16 protein-coding genes are annotated in these 18,566 nt (G+C 61.5%); 1 reads left to right on the top strand and 15 read right to left on the bottom strand.

The features are described 5' to 3' along the window. Nucleotide 1: 1 nt before the first annotated feature. Nucleotides 2-1,195 (bottom strand): glycine betaine/L-proline ABC transporter ATP-binding protein, encoded by a 1,194-nt coding sequence (locus LB541_RS23325; protein WP_224619706.1) that lies wholly within the window; start codon nt 1,193-1,195, stop codon nt 2-4. Nucleotides 1,196-1,416: 221 nt separating this feature from the next. On the opposite strand from LB541_RS23325, the gene LB541_RS23330 reads away from it, so the two are divergent. Beyond that, the gene (locus LB541_RS23330; RefSeq protein WP_140561330.1) at nt 1,417-2,079 is read left to right on the top strand and encodes a cysteine hydrolase family protein; all 663 of its coding nucleotides are present in this window, start codon (nt 1,417-1,419) and stop codon (nt 2,077-2,079) included. Here LB541_RS23330 and LB541_RS23335 read toward each other — a convergent pair. From LB541_RS23335 to LB541_RS23400, 14 genes are all read right to left on the bottom strand, one after another. Next, nucleotides 2,065-2,379, bottom strand: coding sequence for an NIPSNAP family protein (locus tag LB541_RS23335; protein WP_140498490.1), 315 nt, complete (start codon nt 2,377-2,379; stop codon nt 2,065-2,067). The two genes, LB541_RS23330 and LB541_RS23335, sit on opposite strands and share 15 nt — an antisense overlap. A gap of 16 nt (nt 2,380-2,395) precedes the next feature. Further along, on the bottom strand, nt 2,396-3,478 hold the full coding sequence (locus tag LB541_RS23340; RefSeq protein WP_140498491.1) for an LLM class flavin-dependent oxidoreductase: 1,083 nt from the start codon (nt 3,476-3,478) through the stop codon (nt 2,396-2,398). 42 nt (nt 3,479-3,520) lie between these two features. After that, nucleotides 3,521-5,032 carry an aldehyde dehydrogenase gene (locus LB541_RS23345; RefSeq protein WP_224619720.1) on the bottom strand — a complete coding sequence of 504 codons (1,512 nt, stop codon included), beginning with the start codon at nt 5,030-5,032 and terminating at the stop codon, nt 3,521-3,523. Nucleotides 5,033-5,036: 4 nt separating this feature from the next. Beyond that, the gene (locus tag LB541_RS23350; protein ID WP_224619708.1) at nt 5,037-6,050 is read right to left on the bottom strand and encodes a flavin reductase; all 1,014 of its coding nucleotides are present in this window, start codon (nt 6,048-6,050) and stop codon (nt 5,037-5,039) included. 112 nt (nt 6,051-6,162) lie between these two features. Beyond that, nucleotides 6,163-8,037 carry a helix-turn-helix domain-containing protein gene (locus tag LB541_RS23355; RefSeq protein ID WP_140498493.1) on the bottom strand — a complete coding sequence of 625 codons (1,875 nt, stop codon included), beginning with the start codon at nt 8,035-8,037 and terminating at the stop codon, nt 6,163-6,165. Nucleotides 8,038-8,125: 88 nt separating this feature from the next. After that, entirely contained in the window at nt 8,126-9,682 is a 1,557-nt protein-coding gene (locus LB541_RS23360; RefSeq protein WP_281405584.1) for an aldehyde dehydrogenase family protein, read from the bottom strand. Nucleotides 9,683-9,706: 24 nt separating this feature from the next. Beyond that, a complete protein-coding gene (locus tag LB541_RS23365) occupies nt 9,707-11,455 on the bottom strand; it encodes an ABC transporter ATP-binding protein (protein ID WP_140513441.1) in 1,749 nt (582 codons plus the stop codon). Next, nucleotides 11,452-12,210 (bottom strand): hypothetical protein, encoded by a 759-nt coding sequence (locus tag LB541_RS23370; protein ID WP_140513439.1) that lies wholly within the window; start codon nt 12,208-12,210, stop codon nt 11,452-11,454. The genes LB541_RS23365 and LB541_RS23370 overlap by 4 nt, the downstream gene beginning before the upstream one ends. Nucleotides 12,211-12,218: 8 nt before the next feature. Next, nucleotides 12,219-13,976: a hypothetical protein gene (locus LB541_RS23375; RefSeq protein WP_140513437.1), complete on the bottom strand. Its 1,758-nt coding sequence runs from the start codon at nt 13,974-13,976 to the stop codon at nt 12,219-12,221. A gap of 13 nt (nt 13,977-13,989) precedes the next feature. Next, nucleotides 13,990-14,730 (bottom strand): ABC transporter permease, encoded by a 741-nt coding sequence (locus LB541_RS23380; RefSeq protein WP_224619722.1) that lies wholly within the window; start codon nt 14,728-14,730, stop codon nt 13,990-13,992. Between the two features lie 72 nt (nt 14,731-14,802). After that, entirely contained in the window at nt 14,803-15,744 is a 942-nt protein-coding gene (locus LB541_RS23385; protein WP_140498498.1) for an ABC transporter permease, read from the bottom strand. Nucleotides 15,745-15,934: 190 nt separating this feature from the next. After that, on the bottom strand, nt 15,935-17,446 hold the full coding sequence (locus tag LB541_RS23390; protein ID WP_181171806.1) for an ABC transporter substrate-binding protein: 1,512 nt from the start codon (nt 17,444-17,446) through the stop codon (nt 15,935-15,937). Between the two features lie 101 nt (nt 17,447-17,547). Then, the gene (locus tag LB541_RS23395; protein WP_140498500.1) at nt 17,548-18,171 is read right to left on the bottom strand and encodes an amino acid synthesis family protein; all 624 of its coding nucleotides are present in this window, start codon (nt 18,169-18,171) and stop codon (nt 17,548-17,550) included. Next, complete coding sequence (locus tag LB541_RS23400; RefSeq protein ID WP_140498501.1) at nt 18,168-18,560, bottom strand: carboxymuconolactone decarboxylase family protein; 393 nt, start codon at nt 18,558-18,560, stop codon at nt 18,168-18,170. The genes LB541_RS23395 and LB541_RS23400 overlap by 4 nt, the downstream gene beginning before the upstream one ends. Between the last annotated feature and the right edge of the window lie 6 nt (nt 18,561-18,566).

The following is an 18,566-nucleotide window of genomic DNA, read 5'->3' on the forward strand; positions in this document are numbered from 1 at the left end:
ATCAGGCCTTCGCTCCCCGGGATTGCGAGGAAGCCGCCGCCGGAGCGCCAATGCGGGACAGGATTTGGAGTGGATCGACACGCCCCAAATATCGGCCGCCCTCGTCAACGACGGCTATCGGCCGGTCTCGATGGCACAGGCTGGCCACCACCGACAGCTTTTCCGTGCCGCATACCGTCTCATAGTCCTTGCTCATCAATGATTGGATCGCCGAACCATCGGCGAGGCGTGGCAACTGGCGTGGTCCGACGACACCCACGACCTGCATCGAATCGTCGACGATGAACACCGGTTCGCCCTCGGCATCGCGGCCGCCAAACGCACGTCCGTCTAGCCGGAGCGGACTGCTTTCCACCATCACGGAACTCGCATCGAACAGATGGGCCCGGTTGACGTCGCGGGTGAAGGCGGCGACGTAGTCATTCCCGGGCTTGGTCACGATGTCCTGCGGAACGCCTTCGCGCATCACCATTCCATCCGCCATGATGGCGACCCGGCTTCCGAGCTTCAGCGCCTCCTGGAAATCATGCGTGATGAACAGGATGGTCTTGTGGAAAGTCCTGTGCAGGCGCAGCAGTTCGTCCTGCATTTCGCTGCGGATGAGTGGGTCCAGCGCGCTGAAAGCCTCGTCCATGATCAGGACATCGGCATCCGTGGCGAGTGCGCGGGCCAATCCGACGCGCTGACGCATGCCGCCACTCAGCGTACCGGGAAGATGATTTGCCCACGAAGCCAGCCCGACGACCTCCAGCACCTCCATCACCTTCTTCCTGCGCGCGGCGGCTGGCACACCTCGCAGTTTCAGGCCGAACTCGGCATTCTCCAACACCGTTCTGTTCGGCAACAGGCCGAAGTGCTGGAACACCATGGAGATACGCGTCCGGCGGATTTCGCGCAGCCGCGCTTCGCTGGCGCCGGTGATCTCCTCGCCATCGATAAGGATGCGCCCTGCATTCGGCTCGATGAGGCGATTGATGCATCGCGCAAGCGTCGACTTACCGGAGCCGGACAAGCCCATGATCATGTAAATCGAACCGACGGGAACGGACAGCGACACGTCGCTCAAGCCGACGACCTGCCCGGTCTTCTGGAGCACAGCTTCCTTTGTCTCGCCAGACTTCAGCATGGCCAAAGCCGATTCCGGCGATCTGCCGAAAATCTTGTACACGCCCTCGACCGTTATGCGATCCGTCACACCTGTCCTCCACTCCTGGCCTGGCGGACGATAGTCAGCACATTCCAGAGCCACGATCCCGACTAATGAAGATAGAAGTGCACCCGCCGTCTTCCCCCGTTCGGCAGGATACCCGCGTAGCCCAGTGCTACGAAGGAAAGCATACGGCTCGCGGGTTCGATGATATAGGCTCTCCGCTACCCGGATAGGTATAATCCGGGACGCCTGTATGGAGAAACGGCGTGCTGGCTTCGCTTAAAAACCCTGCCCTCATGGTCGTGGACATGCAGAACGATTTCGTGCGCAGGCATGCGCCGATGGAGGTTGCATCCGCGCGCGAAACCATACCTTCGATCGGCAGACTCATTGCGGCGTTTCGCGGCAACGGCAAGCCGGTGGTATTCACGCGATACGTTGCCGACTCCCTGTATCAGGCCCTCGCCGGCAAGCTGACCTGGATCAAGCTGACCGATGCGCCGACCCATGCGTGCGTACCAGGCTTCATGCGCTCCTACGGCGATGTCGAGGGCATGCGGGATGCCGCGGAGGTGATTGACGAGCTTGCGCCACAGGATGGCGATATCGTGCTGGACAAGGTCTATTTCAGCGCCTTTCATGCCACGGATCTTGCCAAGACGCTCAAGCTGCTTGCGGTGGACGGTCTGGTATTCGTCGGCACGGTAGCGGAGATGTGCGTCGAAGATAGCTGCCGTCACGCCGTGCATTTCGGTTATCCCACGATTGTGGTGGAGGATGCTGTTTCTTCCAACCATCCGCCCAGCCGGCAGGCCATGCTCGATGCTTTCGCACGCAACTACGGCTGGGTCATGACCACGGACCGGCTCCTGGATTCTTTCGCGGTCGGGCAAGCGGGAAGCCAGGTCTTGAACCTACCGCAGCGGTGAAAAATCGGTCGGGATCAGGATTCGGTTTTCCATCGTTTCGATATTCTCGGTGAGCTTGACGGTAAACGCCCGCCACGCGGGATCTTCGGCCAGCCGCTGACGCCGCTCGGCGCGGTCGTTCAGGTCGCTATAGCCCCATAGATGCACGACATGGTTGAGAGGTCCGATCTCGGTGCGGAAATAGCCGATCAGGTTGCCCAGGATCGGCTGCTGGATGGCAAGGCCTTCCTCGCTGATAAGCTGCATGTACCTGGCGAGACGGCCGGCCCTTATCTTGTAGATGCGTTCCTCGACAATCATGGCGTGACAGCTCCCATCAGGCGATCACCCGCGACTTTTCCCTGCCCGCTTCCTTCTCGCGCATCGCAAATACGGGCATCACTTCCTTGATGAACAGCGCCAGCGATTTCTTCTGCACCTCAAACGGCAGGTCGAAGGCGAGGCCGAGGCAGAACTGGTCTACGCCCGCCGCTTCATAGACCATCAGCTTTTCGACCACCTCGTCCGGGGTGCCGAAAAGGAGATTGTCGCGGATCGACCGTGGATCGTAGTCGCCGCTGTTGCCAACGGTGTCGTAAGAAACCGCTTCAGGAAAGCCGTTCTTCACCGTGCCGATGTTCTGGAACAGGTTCTCGAAGCTGCGCCCATATTGATAGCTGTAGCGAACCGGCAGTTCCCAGTCCTCGGGACGTTCATACACGCAAGTGCGGCGCAGCATCATGAACCGCGGTCTCGGCACTTCGGGATGATCCTGGACCGCCTTCTTGAACTTGTCGCCGAGAATGCCGATTTCCGCGACCGGCCGCGACAACGGCGTGGAGAGGATGTTGTGGCCATTGCGCACCGCCCAATCGAATGTGCCGGGGTCACGCGCCGCCACCCAGATAGGCGGGTTGGGTTGCTGCAAGGGCTTCGGCACCGAGGTTGCCAGCGGGAAGTGGTAATACTTACCCTCGTGGGCGTAGTCGCCTGCCCATAATTTCTGGACTGCCGGCAGCAGTTCCTGCATGTAGGCGCCGCCTTCCTGTTGCGGGATGCCTCCCGCCATACGATCAAATTCATACTGATAGGCGCCGCGGGCGATGCCGAATTCCAGCCGCCCTCCCGTCAGGTGATCGCAAAGTGCGGCCTCTCCCGCGAGACGGATCGGGGTCCAGTACGGCGCGACGATGGTGGCGGTGCCAAGCCGGATCTGTTCGGTATGAGCTCCCCACCAGACCAGCAACTGGAACGGGCCGGGCGCGATCGTGAATTCAATCGTGTGATGCTCGGGCGACCAGGCGGTCTCGAAGCCGCCGGCATCGGCCATACGGACCAGTTCCAGCGTCTCAGCCGCCACCTGGCGCATATCCTTGTCGGGACTGAACCTCTCCATGTTCAGGGAAACGGAAAATTTCATGGCAATGACCTTTTCGAATATTAGGGAACCGTCGGATGAGCGTCAGCGCAAACGGATTACGAACGGGTCCTGCGTGGCGCCGGAGTAGTCGATGACGACATTCTTCAGGCGGGAGAACTCGCGCATGACCTCGAAGCCCCCGCGCTTGCCGTAACCGCTCTCCTTGAACCCGCCGGAGGGCGACATGTAAGCAGCAGAGCGATACGTATTGACCCAGACCGTGCCGGCATCGACGTTGCGCGCAAAGCGCAGCGCCCGGTCGATGTCGCGGGTCCAGACACCCGCCGCCAGCCCATAATGGGTGTCGTTGGCAAGCCCAATCAGTTCGCTTTCATTGTCGAACGGCACGACGCCCACGACGGGCCCGAAAATTTCGTCGCGCATGAAGCGCATGTCGTTGCGCGCATCCGCCAGAACCGTGGGCTCGTAATACCAGCCGCCGGAGAGGTCGTCCCGCCGCGGCCGGCGGCCTCCGGCAACCAGCCGCGCACCGTCGGCGACGCCGTAGTCCACATACTGCTCGACCTTGTCGAGTTGGGCAGCCAGCGCCAGCGGACCGATTTCCGTGTCCTCATCGGTCGGATGGCCGATACGCACGCGCCTGGTACGATCCGCCAGCTTTTCGACGAATGCGGCATAGATGGATTTTTCGACGAAACAGCGCGAGCCTGCGATACAGGTCTGCCCGGCAGCGGCGAACACGCCGGCAACCACGCCGTTCACCGCGCGCTCGATGTCGGTATCGGCGAATACGACATGAGGCGACTTGCCGCCCAGTTCCATCTGACACGAAACAAGTCGGCTGGCAGCGTTGGCGGCGATGCGGCGGCCGGTTGCCGTACTGCCCGTGAAGGCGATCTTGGCGACATCGGGATGCAAGGTCAGCGCTTCGCCCGCCGTGGCGCCCTTGCCGGTAATGACATTGAAAACGCCAGCCGGGAAGCCCGCTTTTGCAATCAGTTCGGCGAGGGCAAGGGTGGACGCGGAAGTATGCTCTGATGGCTTGACCACGACCGTATTGCCAATCGCCAGGCAGGGTGCGAGCGTGCCGGTCAGCAGCATCAGCGGTGAATTCCACGGCGAGATCATGCCTACGACGCCGATCGGCTCGCGCAGCGTGAAGTTCAGCATATCGAGCTTATTGACCGGTATGGTCTCGCCATGCAGCTTGTCGGCCATTCCGGCGAAATAGAGATAGCTGTCCGGCGCCGCGCGCAGTTGCACACGCATCTCTTTCAGAAGCTTGCCGTTGTCACGCGTCTCGATGGCCGCGAGTTCATCGGCGTGTTCCGCGATGAGATCGGCCAACCGGCGCAGCAGCTTGCCGCGATCCGTCTGCGTCAGCCTGCGCCAGGCCGGATCGTGAAACGCTCTTTTGGCTGCCTGCACGGCGGCGTCGACATCATCCGCCCCGGCGTCGGCAACCTCATACCAGGGCGCCGCGTTCGTCGGATCGTAGCTCGGCATGTAGCGGCCGGACCGCGGCGCGAGGCGCTCCCCGGCAATGAAAAGATCCTGGCGCGATCCTTCGATCACCTTCAGCGTCAGGTCCATCATCTCATCCCTTCGCGGTTTCTCGGTCGCCGGCCAAGCCGTTAAGCGACCGCCACGGACGCGGGGCGCCGTCTATCATCGCCACCCGGCCGCCATCGCTGGAATCGACGTAGATCCCGAAGCGAGAGTCCGCGCGCTCATGCAGGTAACGGCGCAGCGTTGCGCGTATCTGCCTGATCGGAATGCTGTCCCAAGGCAGCTCTTCATGGGCAAAGAACCTCAGCGACGGCGACAAATCCGGAATTTCGCCAGGCGGGCCCGCGAGCGCGCCACGGTAAACGACATAACCGGGCTGCTGGTCGGCCACATCGAAGACCGAATAGAGAAACGCATCGCTGGTGAGCGGCGCAACCACGCCGCCGCCTTCGAAGCTGAGCATGTCGCCCGGCTTACGGTGCGTTGCCGTCGGCAGTTCCCAGCCTCCGGCGCCATCGTCGCGCAGCAGGATGCGGCCGTCATGCTCGACCAGGTAGCCGATGATCATGCGATGGGAAGGCGTCCAGCCAGGCGGCATCGGGTCTTCCACGCAGACATAGCGCCCCCGGCAAAACCCTAGCGGAGCGGCAGGGCTGGTGCCGAAAGCACGCACCCGGCCGATCAGGATCACATGGTCTCCCGCCTCGATACGGTCATGCACCGTGCAGTCGAACCAGGTAAGGCTGTCGGTGAGCACCGGCGAGCCCGTATGCACGGTAGTATGGGCTATCGTCTCGAACTTGGAGAGTGACTTCGAGGCGAAGAGGCTCGCCACCTCCTTCTGGCGCTCGTGCAGTACGTTGACGGCGAAGCCTTCGGCCGTGTTGAATGCCGGAAAGCTGCTGGCGCTCTTTCCTATGCAGACGAGCAGCAGCGGCGGCTCAAGGGAGACTGAGGTGAAGGAATTCGCAGTCATGCCGCGCGGCGAACCATCTTCGTCCCGCGTCGTCACCACCGTGATGCCCGTGACGAAGGTGCCGAACGTTCGCCGCAGTTCCACTGGATCGATCGTGCTCAGCTCTTTTTGCCTCTTGTCCGTCATGCGTCCTGCCTCTCCAGGAGGATGGAAGGATAAAGGGACGTGAGAGAGGGTCTTCCTGCTCTACGCAGGAGAGGCGGTAGTCAGACTCCTAGGACACGAAGCAGAGACCGCATCAGACAGGTTGCTCCCGGGCGATGGTCTCGTTGAGGCGTATTGCCAGTTCAAGCGCGAACCGACGTTCGGGTGAATCGATCTCGATGCCAAACAGTTCCTGGATACGGTTCAGGCGATAACGAAGCGTAGTAACATGCAATTCCATCGCGTCCGCGCAGGCCTGGCTGCGGCAACCGTGCTCCAGAAAGACGGTCAGGGTCCTGATATAGTCCGTTGCATGCGCCTCGTCGTGACGCACGACCGCGCCAATGGCGATATCCACGAACGACCTCACTTCCTTGCTGTCGGCCGCCGAAAGCAGCAGCGGAAAAGGACCGAAGTCCTGGGGCGCAAGCAACCCGGTACGGTTGAAGCGGACGGCAAGACGGATCATGCGCTCGCATTCAAGCCATGCCTGGGGATAGTCGTGAATGCTCGAACAGGTCTTACCCGCCACGATGATCGGCTTGGTGCCGATCAGCCACTGCGTTTCCTCGATCAGCTTGCGCACAAACGTCTTGACCACCGTGTCCGCGTCGCGGGGCGCGTCGGGAATGCGGCACAGAATGATCTCGCCCAATGCGGCGGCGGTCGCCTGCGGCGCCAATTGGCCGGCGAGCCGCATGATGGAGCGGTGCAGTTCGGGTATGGTCTTGCCCTTTTCCGGCACAGTTTCCGGGAGGCCGATCGCGACCAGCCTGGCGGTGGCGTTTACGTCAATGCCGAGCCGGCGCGCCCGCGCCGTCAAATCGTCCACGTTGCGCCAGTTGCCGGAAACGATTTCCATGAACAATTCGCTGGAAGTCTGCGATTCCGTCTGGAACCGTAAATGGCTGCGCATCAACTGGACGCTGAGCGCGAACCGAGCGCTCTGAAGAAGTAGATGATCGAGGTCGCCGAAATTGGCGTCGAGCGAAAACACGATCAGCGCCCCTACCGTCTTGCCATCCACCACCAACGGCTCCACCGCCGCCGGCAGGTTGAGGTGATGGCCGCCGCAGTTCAGGTACAGCTTGCGCATTTCAAGCCCGGCCTGGTCCGAGATATCGCGAGCAAGACGGAGAAACTGGCGGCTCATGCAATCGTCCATCTCCTCGCGCCAGCGGTCGGTGTCGATGAGGTCCGGCTTGGGCGAACGTCCGGCAACGACCAGGTTGGCAGTCAGATCCACCACGACGATTGCGTTCGGCAGGAAGGTTTCGACCATGGAAGCCGCGGATGCGACGGAACCGTCCGACAGGACCTGGTGCATCAGGGAGGAATGCGCGGCAAGTGCGTTTTGGAGTTGCGCGGCGGCAGCATGTTCCGCCCTTAGCCTGTGGGCCTTGTCCACGGCTATGGCGCCCAGATGGACGATCGTCTGCAGGAATGCGAGATCGGCCGCTGACAGATCGACAACGTCGCGCGACTGCACCGACAAGACCATCGCGCGGTCTTCCATGTCCCGGCAGCCCAGAGGCAAAACCACGACAGTGCGATAACCGCGCTGGATTGCCTCTTCCCGATAGCCCGGAAATTCGATGCTCTCCTGGGCATCGCGAATGATCACCGGATCATTGCGGGTCAACGCGATGAGGGATGGACTTGTCGCCAGCGTCCAGCGGTTGCGATAGGACTTCGTCAACTGGCTAGGATCATGCCGGGTCACGACCACAGCATTGCCATCCGCCTGATCGATGCTCATCACCGCCGCCATCGACCAGGCATCGTGCTGGCATGCCGCATCGACAAGGTGCTGCAGCGTTGTCTCGAGGTCGACGCTGGAATTGATGAGGCTGGTCACGTCGCGCAGGACGCGTGACAGCGGGCGATCCAAAGCGCTCAACAGAACCTCGCTGCTTGCCGGTACTCGATCGTTACATAGCCTTCCTGGTCGATGGCGCGCCACAGTCATATTCGTTACCGGGGGTCATGCCGCCGCCATATGGCCGGCATGGATAGGATCGACCTTGCCGGCTGTTCGCGAAAGGTTTGGCAGGCCTTCAAAGCGACATGATGACCGACTTGGTCTCCGTATAAAGGTTCAGCCCTTCCTGTCCCCGTTCCCTGCCCCAGCCGGATTGCTTGAAGCCGCCGGTGGGTATCGCCGCGTCCACCGAGCCGTGTACGTTGACCCCGATCCGGCCCGCGCGAATTCGCCGTACCATCTTGTGGGCGACGCTTAGGTCCCGCGTCCAGACGCTGCCAGCTAGTCCGAAGATGCTGTCATTCGCCTGCCGCGCGATCTGTTCCAGGTCGTCGTCATCGAAGCTCATGGCGCACAGGACAGGACCGAAAATCTCTTCCTGCACCACCGCCATGTCGGGTCGGGTATCGGTCAGCACCGTCGGCGCAATGAAGTTGCCTTCATTGCCTATCCGCGTGCCGCCAAACGCCACCGTTGCACCGGCGCTCCTGCCCTGCTCGATATAGCTCATGACGCGGTCGCACTGGACCGGGGAAATGACCGGCCCCATCTGGACGCCTTCGCTGAGGCCATGACCAACGCGGATGTTCCCCGCCCGCTGGCCGATCCCATCCACGATCTGGTCGAACACCTTCTTGTGGGCGAACAGCCGCGATCCTGCGGTGCAGACCTGGCCGCTATTGGCAAAAATGCCCTGCGTGACACCGGGAATGGCAACCGACATGTCAGCATCGGGAAAGACGATGACGGGCGACTTCCCTCCCAATTCGAGCGACACTTTCTTCAAATTGCCCGCGGCAGCCTTGACGATGACGCGGCCGATCTCGCTGGAACCCGTAAAGGCAACCTTGTCGATCTGGGGGTGCGAGGCTATCGCTGCGCCCGCCGTAGGTCCAAAACCGGTCACGATATTGATCACGCCGGCGGGAATGCCGGCCTCCTGGACCAGTTCACCGAAGCGCAGCGCCGTCAGCGGCGTCTGCTCCGCCGGCTTGAGCACGATCGTGCAGCCGGTGGCCAGCGCCGGAGCTACCTTCCAGGCCAGCATGAGCAGTGGCGCATTCCACGGAATGATCTGCCCGACGACGCCGACCGGCTCGCGCACCGTGAAGGCATGGTACTTGTCCGGCGCAGAGATCGAAATGGTTTCGCCTGTGATCTTGGTCGCCCAGCCCGCCATGTAGCGGAACATATCCACGCTGAGCGTGACGTCGGAATTCCGGGCATTGGCAAGCGGCTTGCCATTGTTGAGAACCTCCAGTTCGGCGAGTTCATCGGCGTTCTGTTCCAGCAGATCCGCCAGTTTCCAGATGAGACGTCCACGTTCGCTGGGCGTGATGCGGCTCCATGGGCCTTCTTCAAAGGCCTGCCGCGCAGCTTTGACGGCATTGTCGATATCGGCGGCGTCGCCCTCCGGAACCTGTGCAATTATGCGTCCCGTGCCCGGATCATATGTGTCGAAAATCTTCCCGGACTGAGCCGGCACCCATTTTCCATCGATAAGGAGTTTTTTCTCCTGGCGTAAAAAGGACGCCGCCTTCTCTCCAATTCGGAACTGATCAGCATGTGTGTTCATCGAATTCTCCATAGGTATCGGGAAGCGCCTTGCCCGGATTCGTTCAAGGGCGTCCATCTGAAGCGCCCTCGTTAAAGCTTGTCACTCGATCACGAAGTGGTCGGGTCCGACCGCGCGAGGCTGCCGGTTCGGCGGAATGAAATCGAGCGGCCGCACGGGAGACGGCAATTCCGTCACTGGCTTGCCGATCAAGCGGTGCCTGTCCGCGGCCGGCTCCGGGTTCGGCACCGCTGCCATCAGCTTCTGGGTATAGGGATGTTTCGGATTCCCTATCACCTCGCGGCTGGGCCCGATCTCCACGATCTCGCCAAGATACATGACCGCCACGCGGTGGCTGACACGTTCGACAATGGCCATGTCGTGACTGATGAAGAGGTAGGACAACCGCAGGTCCTCCTGCAACTCAAGCAGCAGGTCGATCACCTGCGCCTTTACCGAAACGTCGAGCGCCGAGACGGCCTCGTCGGCTATAATGACCTTCGGGTCGAGCATCAGGGTCCGCGCAATGCAGATTCGCTGACGCTGTCCGCCGGAAAACTCGTGCGGAAGACGGGTGATCATCGACGGTTCGAGGCCGACACGCTCCAGAAGATGTTTCGCCTTGTCCAGGGCCTTGGCCCTGGTCGCCAACCCATGGCATAGCAGGGGCTCCGCCAGGATCGCACCGACGTTTTGCTTCGGGTCCAGGGAACTGAAAGGATCCTGGAAGATCATCTGCACATTGCGCCGGAGATCCGAAAGATCGGACCTGTTGTCGCGCCGCACCGTGCGTCCGTCGAAGACCACCTCGCCGGAATCCGGAGGATTGAGAAACAGGATGCTGCGTCCGGTCGTCGACTTGCCGCAGCCGGATTCGCCAACCAGCGACAGCGTTTCTCCAGGCATGATGTCGAAGCTCAGACCCTCGACGGCATGGAGACGCCCCACCTTGCGACGCATCGCCCCGCCACGCACGTCGAACCGGGTCACCAGCTTGCGCACGCTCAAAACCGGCTTCGGCACAGCATCCTTGGCGGGCGCGCGGTAGGAGCGGGCGACGCCTTGCCCCAGGCGGGGGACCGCGTCGATCAGCATCCTCGTATAGTCCTCGCGCGGACGCTCGAAAACGTCCTTTACTGCTCCCGTCTCCACCACGCGTCCCTTGTGCATGACCATGACGCGGTCGGCGATGTTGGCCACTACGCCCATGTCATGCGTGATGAACAGGATCGCAGTGCCGGTATCGCGCTGGACCTCGTTCAGGAGATCGAGGATTTGCGCCTGTATCGTCACGTCGAGCGCTGTTGTCGGCTCGTCGGCGATAAGCAGCTTCGGCGAGCACGCCAATGCGATGGCGATCATGATCCGCTGCCGCATCCCCCCGGAGAACATGTGAGGATAGTCATTGAACCGCCGCCGCGCGTCAGGAATGCGAACGCGGTCGAAAAGCCGGATGCCCTCCTCCCGCGCCTCGGCATCGCTTAAGGGTCGATGCTGGCGCAGCATTTCCTTGATTTGGGTGCTGACCTGCAGAACCGGGTTCAGGCTCATCATCGGTTCTTGGAAGATCATGCTGGCAATGCCGCCACGCACCCGCCGCAATGTCGATGTCGACGCCCCCACCACTTGCTGGCCATCCACGATGACCGAACCGGTCACTTGGGTATTGCCGGAAAGCAGTCCCATGATCGTCATGGAGGTGACGCTCTTGCCGGACCCCGACTCGCCGACAAGCGCCAGCGTCTCGCCAGCATGGATGGCCAGATCGACATCATGCACCACCTGATGCTTGCCGAAAGCGACGTTGAGGCCTTTTACCTCGACCACTGGATCGGATTTCCGTTCACTCATGAGTTTGGCGCCGGTGCAACAGTGAAGCCCGCCTGCGAGCGAGAGCGCTCCGAAGTTGGAGCCCAGGTGAGCATTTCGAGCGCGTACAGCGCATCCAGCGTCTCGCGCGACAGGGGAATGCCCTTCTGGTGCGCCATGGCGATCTTTTCCCGAGGCCGAACGGCAACGTGCCCGGACGCCTTCAGTTCAGGCCTGCGGGCGCTGACCATGAGAAGCGCGCAGCCCGGCGTCAGCCCGGCGGCGTCGATCGATTCCAGAACCGCCGTGTCCTCACCGAGGAGCGCCGCCAGGGCATCCCGGCCCCGGCCCGAATAAAGCACACCCCGTGCGTCGGGGTCAGCCAACAGCCAGTCGAAGGTTCCATCCCTGGCGATGATGCCGATAGAGGAGAGATTGTAGTCCATCGCACCGACCAGCGTGGCCGGAACAAGCGACAGCTCGGTCGCCGCCAATATCCGGCACATTTCCCATTTGGCGCCGCCTGCATGCGCGGCGAGAGCATCGATCGCGGCAGGTCCCGTTTCCAGAAATGAAACGCCGGCGGCGTCCAGCATCGTGAGCCCGTTCGATTTCCGGTAGCGGAAGCCATGGGAGGGCCGCGGTCCCGCCTGGCGAATTTCATCCAGAATAGCCGGATCGAGCGCCGCACCTGTTGCAACGAGATGAGCGCCCCGGTCAGCGGTTCCGAACGCGTAGCCCAGCGCCCTGAGCGACCACGGCAGGACGCGAGTCAGTTCGGAATAGGCAACAAACATGCTCGTGCTCACAGGGCGACCTCATTCTCATGCTTGCGAACCCGGGAACCCGGCCTGCCAGGCTCGAGGAATTCCGAAGGCAGCGGCTGGTCTTGGAAGAAAGTCCCCCGCACATAGCGGATGCTGAGCGGCGTCGAGCCGCGAATGCCCAGCGACGCAAGGAAAAACCGTATGAGATCGGCGGGGACGAAATCGCGATGCGCGAGCGGATCGCGTATTTCCGCATAGAGCAGGCCATCCAGATATTGCACCCGCGAAATGGCGTAATGCAAGTCCGGATGGTCGAGGACGACGTCGCCGGCGCGCTCCTTGTCACCACGGCTGACCAGCACCGCCGCCAGCCTCTGGATCAATCCGATATGATCGATGAAGGATTCGAAACGCTCGTGCGGGTCGATGACCCGCTCGCCGCGCCTTTGTTCGCCATTGTCGATCGAATGGTACCAGAAGTGCTGATGGGTTTCGGCAAGCGTGCGGTCGGCGGTGAGAGCCCAGACGTAGTTCCTGCGCAGGATCTCGCGCAATTCAGCGACCGTCATTGCTGGCTGCAATTGCCGCTTGCGGGCTGCGCCGATCTGGAAATAGGGCGCGATGGCGTCACAAAAGTCCGGTACCACGTCGAGAAGTACGCTGTGGAACTGCTCACTGGTCTCGCCATCCATGACTTCTGCGACGTGCGCAGCAACGTCGCCCCAGCACCGAAACTGTCCTTCGCGCAGGCTTGCCGATATGCGTGTCAGGTTCTCGATGATGGTTTCGTTGGCCACCACGTAGTCCTGCGTCTGTGGGTCGGTCTGCGCATAGATGCGGATGGTGCTCTCTATCGAGCCGCGGACAACTGAAATGCTTCCCGCATCGACCGGCAGGCTTTTTGCGTAGCCAAGAGCCGCCTCGCGTACGGTCACCCATGTGGCGACCCAATGCGGCCAGCGCTGGAGGGCAACGCACATGCCCTGGCCTGAGGAGTTGCCTATTCCAAGCCCGCGCGCGATCGAAATGTCGAGCTGCGCTGCGTCCGGATTGCGCCGCCGCGCCACGGCATTGACGAGATCGATGGAGACGAGCCGCACCAGGTAGATGGCGAAGATATCCGCAAAGAACGGGTGCGCCAGCGGATGCCCCTCGGGAATGCCCGGATAGGAAACCGTGCCATTCCGGCCGCTGCTTTGAAAGCCACCGTTCCGCATGAGATAGGCGATGCCGAGCTCGGGGGCGGGCTGTTCGCCGCGGGACAGTGCTTCGACTACGGCGTCGAAATGCCGGCTGCTGCGATTGGCCGGGGTCCAGCCGACCACATCCGAATCCGTACGCATCTGGCCTTCAGCCTTGATGTCGAACGTTTCAAATTCCCGCTCGATACGCTGTTGGCTGGCAAGATTGACGAAGAGCGCGCCGAACATGTCACGGTCCGCGCCATCGGAGCGGCGTCCGACTTTTTCGATTCCGTCCCATGGATATGCTCGGGCAATATAGGAGAAGGAATGGCCTTCCGCGTCGATCCGGTAGACGAATCTCGCCGCGCCGTCATCGCCGCATTCCGCCGAGATCATCCTTATCTGCCAGCGTTCGCGAACGATCCTGCGCAACAACATGTCGGCAAAACTGACGCGCGAAGCCTTGAAGCAGCGAAGGTTCTCCACACGCATCAGAACATCCGCCGGCCGCATCCATCGCCGCGCTTTCAGGGCACCTTCCCGGCCGGCAAACTCCTGCAGGCGTTGTTCTATGAATGCCGGCAGCGGCGGCTCGATCTGGTTAGACGTCATTTCCCTGTTCCAATCAGCGATCATTGCGGGACGCGGCCTCGTTCATGCTCGACCCGACAAGATAAAATGTGAAAACTGTAAGGGCGACGGCAGCGCCCGGCCCCAGGCTGAGCAGCGGCAGGATCGGCAGGAACATCGAACCGTCGCGTACCATGCCGCCCCAGTCCGGAGCCGGCGGAGGAACGCCCAGCCCCAGGAAGCTGAGGCTTGCGGAGGTGAAGATCGCGAAGGCCACATTGATTGCGAACTGCGCCCACACCACGCGCATCGTGTTTGGCATGATATGATGGCGGATGATCCAGAAAGAGCTTGCGCCCGTGGCGCGCGCAGCTTCCACGAAGACCATTTCCCGGACGACGAAGACCTGACCACGAACCAGCCGGGCGACCGTCGGCGCGGTGACGACACCCAGCGTGACCGCCAGGTTGACCACCGATGGCCCGAGCATCGCGGTGATGATCAATGCGAGAACGAGCCCCGGCAAGGCGATGAAAATGTCGATGATCTGGACGAGGACAAAATCGATCCAGCCACGGAAAAATCCGGCGATCAGGCCAATGGGGGCGCCGATCAGCACAGCCACTATGGCCGCCGAAGCGCCCACCTGCAGTGAAACCCTTGTTCCGTAGATGACGCGCGACAGCACGTCCCGGCCAAGTTGATCCGTGCCAAGGATGTTTTCAGCCGAAGGCGGGCCGAGGACGTTTACCGTCGTGGCGGTCGGGTGCAGGGGCGCGATCAAGGGCGCGAACACCGCGATCAAAGTGATGATCACCAGAAGCGTCAGGCCAAGGACCAATCGGAATGGAAGTTTTCTCATTGGATGCTAAGCCGATGTTCGCACGAGCGGATTGACGAGGCTGTAGGTCACGTCCGCCACAAGGTTGAGGATCATCACGCCGACGATGATCACCATTCCAACCGACAGCATGACAGGAAAATCCCGGGACGAGATCGCTTCCACCAGAAGCCGGCCCATGCCCGGCATCGAAAAGACGGTTTCGGTGACGACCGCGCCGCCAACCAGTTGTCCAAGCGAAAGACCGGCATAGGTGATCAACGGCAATATGCTGTTGGGCAGAATGTGCCGGTAGGAAATGCGCGCCTCGGACAGCCCCTTCGAACGCGCGGCCTGGATGTAGAGGCTGCCTTTCACCGACTGGTATTCGGCTTTATAGACGAGCGTGAAGGAGCTGAAATAAAAGGTCGTAAGCGTGATGACGGGCAGGATCATGTGGATGAGATGCTGCCCGGCGCCCCGTGACCACGGCGACCATCCGGTCGTCGGCAGCCAGCGGAGCTGAACCGAAAAAAGGTAGATCAGCAGCAGTCCGAGAAAGAAATTGGGCACGGTGATGCCGACGATGCTGACGGCGGCGGTGAGCCGCTCCACCAGCTTTTTCATGAACGTCGCCGAATTGATCAGCGTGGCCCCCAGGAATGCGATGAGGATCGCCCAGGATGCCAGCTCAAGCGTTAGAGGAAGGGCATCCGCGATCATTTGCGCGACAGGCTGTTGGGTGGAATAAGACCGGCCCAGGTCGCCCGACAATGCGGCGCTGATCCAGTTCCAGTAACGCGACAGGATGGGCTGGTCGAAGCCTAGCTTCGCGTTGAGTTCGGCGATCGATTGAGGGGATGCGTTCTCCCCCAGCATGATCGCCGCCGGCGTCCCCAGAAAGGACGTCACCGACGTGAACAGCAGAAACGTCAGAACGATAACGTTCGGAACCATGATCGCTATGCGGGAAAGTACAAGCGCAAGCATGCCGGCCTCAGTTCATCGCGAAGGATTGAAGAAACGTCTCCGGGGAGCCCGTCTCGCAAAGCGGGCGGTTGGGGCACATCCGATGGGCGGCGGTCATAATGGCGATCAAGTTCCTCTACCGGTTGCAGGCGGGACCGGGTCCACCCGCGCCAGACGCCGCGGCGCGGCGCGCCGCGGCAAAGCATGAAGATCAGGCCTGCGTTTTCCAGACGTAACGGAACCGCGGGATCTCGTCCGGCATCGGAGCGAACCCTTTGACGGTGTTGCGCATGGCGTTGAATTCGATGCTGAACCCGACGGGCATGTAAGGCAGATCGGCAGAAATCTGACGCTGGATCTTTTCGTACAATTCCTTGCGGCGCGCCTGATCGGAAATTACCCGCGCTTCATCGATCCATTTGTCCACTTGGTCATTCTTGTAGCCCGTGGAGTTCGCGGTGCCTTTGCTGGAGAAGAGATAGTGGATCAGGCCGTCGGGATCCGCCCGTTGCGTCCAGCGCATCGGCGTGAAGCGTATCTCGCCTGAGACCGCCTTTGCGTAGTAGTCGCTTTGGGGGACCGGCTCGAGCTCAATGTTGAGGCCGATCGCGTCGAGGTCTTCCTTGGCAAGTTCGGCAAAGCGTCGCAGCGTATCGCCGCTTGGCGCCGCAAGCTTGATGGTGGTGCCCTTCAGGCCGGAATCAGCCACGATCTTGCGCGCCTTTTCCGGATCGTATTCGTAGTGCACCAGATCGGTTGGGGTCCACCACAGGCCGTCTGGCGTGAAGCTGTCGGAAATCTTGCCTTGCCCCGCCCATATGATCTGGTTGATGCGGTCGCGGTTGAGGCCATGCGCGATGGCCTGGCGCAGTTCCGGCTTGTTATATGGCTCGGCGTCCCACCGCCACTGGTAGGAATACCAGACGCCACCCTTCGACGGCACAAGCTCGATGTCCGGGCTGGCCTTGGAAAGGCGCGTATCCAACGGATCAAGCTGGCTTATGAAATCCAGTTCACCGATGGCCATGCGCTGAATGCCGACGACGTTCGTCGGAATGTCATGGAAGGTAATGCCGTCGAGATATGGCATTCCCTTCTGCCAATAGCTGTCGTTCTTGGTGAGCGCGATGCGCGACCCGCGGACCCATTCGCCGAAAACGAACGGACCGGTCCCGACAGGATTGGAACCGACGTCGCTGCCGTATTTCTTGGCCGCAGTTGGCGAAGCCATCAGCCCTGCGCGGTCGGCAAACAGCGCCAGCAGCGGCGGATAAGGTTCCTTCATGTCGATGGCGACGGTGAATTCGTCCAGCACTTCGACATTCTTGACGCCTTCCAGCAACTTGAGCTGCGATGAGTTGCCTTTCGGATCGAGACGCGCATCAAGGTTCCATTTCACGGCCTCGGCGTTGAACGGTGTGCCGTCATGGAACTTCACGCCTTCCTGCAGCTTCAGGACCACGCGCTTGCCGTCGTCCGAAAACTCCCAGCTTTTCGCCAGGGCAGGCTTCAGGGAGAAGTCCGCCTCGGTCTCGAGAAGCGTATCGAATATCAGGAAAAGGATCTGCCGCTCGGTCCATTGCGACGACTGAAGCGGGTCGAGCGTGCGGACGTCGCTGATGAAGCCGACGTTGAGCGTGCCGCCGGTGACCGGCTGGGTATCTTGAGCCAGCGCTACCGCCGGCAAAGAGGCCACGATTGCGAAGCCGCTGACGGCGGCCATAAATTGCCTTCTATCCATGACAAATCCTCCGTAGGTTCAGTTCCCGATATTATCGGCATTGCCGTTATTGGCCTCCGGGCAAGGACCCGGAGGCTTGCGCGTTATTTGCTCTCGGCTGGCAGCGGCCGGCCGGCCTGATCGACTCCCATGATCCGCATGTCGTTGAACCGATCGCCGATGCGATGGTGCGGACGCCCGCCGCTCGCGGCGCCCAAGGCGATGACGATCTCGTCATGCGCAGGCGCGTCGGGAATGGTGAATTCCACGGTCAGAAAATGAGCGCGGCTTCCCTTCTTCTCAGCGTCCTTGTGGGTCAAGGGAACGGTGAGCGCGGTGCCGGCGCCGGCACGCTTGTTCGTGAACGGGAGAAAGGAATCGCCACCAGCGGCGATGCGGAAGACATTGCCGAAATGCAGCGTGTGGATCAGGCCGGCCGCGTGTTCGACTTCGCCGTCCGTCCCGGTCACCGCGCACTTTCCAAACGCTTCTATCCTGTCCGGACCGCCCATGATCGCCACCAGGCGAGGCACGAGGGCATCCGTGAGAGCCTTGGCGTGCTCCATGATGTGCGGCTGCAGGTCCTCGACGAATGCCGATCCTGCCCAGGGATTGCGGATTACCGCCGCGCAGGCGGCCATGCGAAGCGGAACCGGCGCGACGCGCCCCCCTTCGATAAGCGTGTCCTCGACGAAATCGACGATCTTGCGGATCAGGACCCCAGTCATTTTTCCACTCCGCCGGCTGCGAGTTCGGCAAGCACGCGGTTGGCGATGCGATGGCATTCGACGCCGACAGGAACGCCGCAATAAATCGTGAGATGGGTTATCAACGCGTCCAGCTCGTCACGGGTGACCCCGTTGCGAAGGGCGCCGCGAAAATGCAGTTCCCACTCATGCATGCGGTTGAGCGCGGCAATCATGACGATGTTCAGCATGCTGCGGGTCCTGGCATCCAGCCTGTCGTCACCCCAGGCCGTTCCCCAGCAATATTCTGTGATAAATGACTGAAAACCCTTGGAAAACTCGGTTGCCTTGCTCAGCGAATTTTCAACATATTCGCTGCCGAGCGTCGCCTTGCGCCGCTCCAGCCCACGCTCAAATAGCGTCTCGTTCATTCGTCT

This window comes from Mesorhizobium sp. BR1-1-15 (assembly GCF_020165475.1).
Classification (GTDB): domain Bacteria; phylum Pseudomonadota; class Alphaproteobacteria; order Rhizobiales; family Rhizobiaceae; genus Mesorhizobium.

What these genes read in the sequence shown, in the direction of transcription:
- LB541_RS23335 (WP_140498490.1), bottom strand. Translation starts at nt 2,379, where the DNA reads ATGATTGTCGAGGAACGCATCTACAAGATAAGGGCCGGCCGTCTCGCC.
- LB541_RS23340 (WP_140498491.1), bottom strand. Translation starts at nt 3,478, where the DNA reads ATGAAATTTTCCGTTTCCCTGAACATGGAGAGGTTCAGTCCCGACAAG.
- LB541_RS23345 (WP_224619720.1), bottom strand. Translation starts at nt 5,032, where the DNA reads ATGGACCTGACGCTGAAGGTGATCGAAGGATCGCGCCAGGATCTTTTC.
- LB541_RS23350 (WP_224619708.1), bottom strand. Translation starts at nt 6,050, where the DNA reads ATGACGGACAAGAGGCAAAAAGAGCTGAGCACGATCGATCCAGTGGAA.
- LB541_RS23355 (WP_140498493.1), bottom strand. Translation starts at nt 8,037, where the DNA reads ATGACTGTGGCGCGCCATCGACCAGGAAGGCTATGTAACGATCGAGTA.
- LB541_RS23360 (WP_281405584.1), bottom strand. Translation starts at nt 9,682, where the DNA reads ATGGACGCCCTTGAACGAATCCGGGCAAGGCGCTTCCCGATACCTATG.
- LB541_RS23365 (WP_140513441.1), bottom strand. Translation starts at nt 11,455, where the DNA reads ATGAGTGAACGGAAATCCGATCCAGTGGTCGAGGTAAAAGGCCTCAAC.
- LB541_RS23370 (WP_140513439.1), bottom strand. Translation starts at nt 12,210, where the DNA reads ATGTTTGTTGCCTATTCCGAACTGACTCGCGTCCTGCCGTGGTCGCTC.
- LB541_RS23375 (WP_140513437.1), bottom strand. Translation starts at nt 13,976, where the DNA reads ATGACGTCTAACCAGATCGAGCCGCCGCTGCCGGCATTCATAGAACAA.
- LB541_RS23385 (WP_140498498.1), bottom strand. Translation starts at nt 15,744, where the DNA reads ATGCTTGCGCTTGTACTTTCCCGCATAGCGATCATGGTTCCGAACGTT.
- LB541_RS23390 (WP_181171806.1), bottom strand. Translation starts at nt 17,446, where the DNA reads ATGGCCGCCGTCAGCGGCTTCGCAATCGTGGCCTCTTTGCCGGCGGTA.
- LB541_RS23395 (WP_140498500.1), bottom strand. Translation starts at nt 18,171, where the DNA reads ATGACTGGGGTCCTGATCCGCAAGATCGTCGATTTCGTCGAGGACACG.
- LB541_RS23400 (WP_140498501.1), bottom strand. Translation starts at nt 18,560, where the DNA reads ATGAACGAGACGCTATTTGAGCGTGGGCTGGAGCGGCGCAAGGCGACG.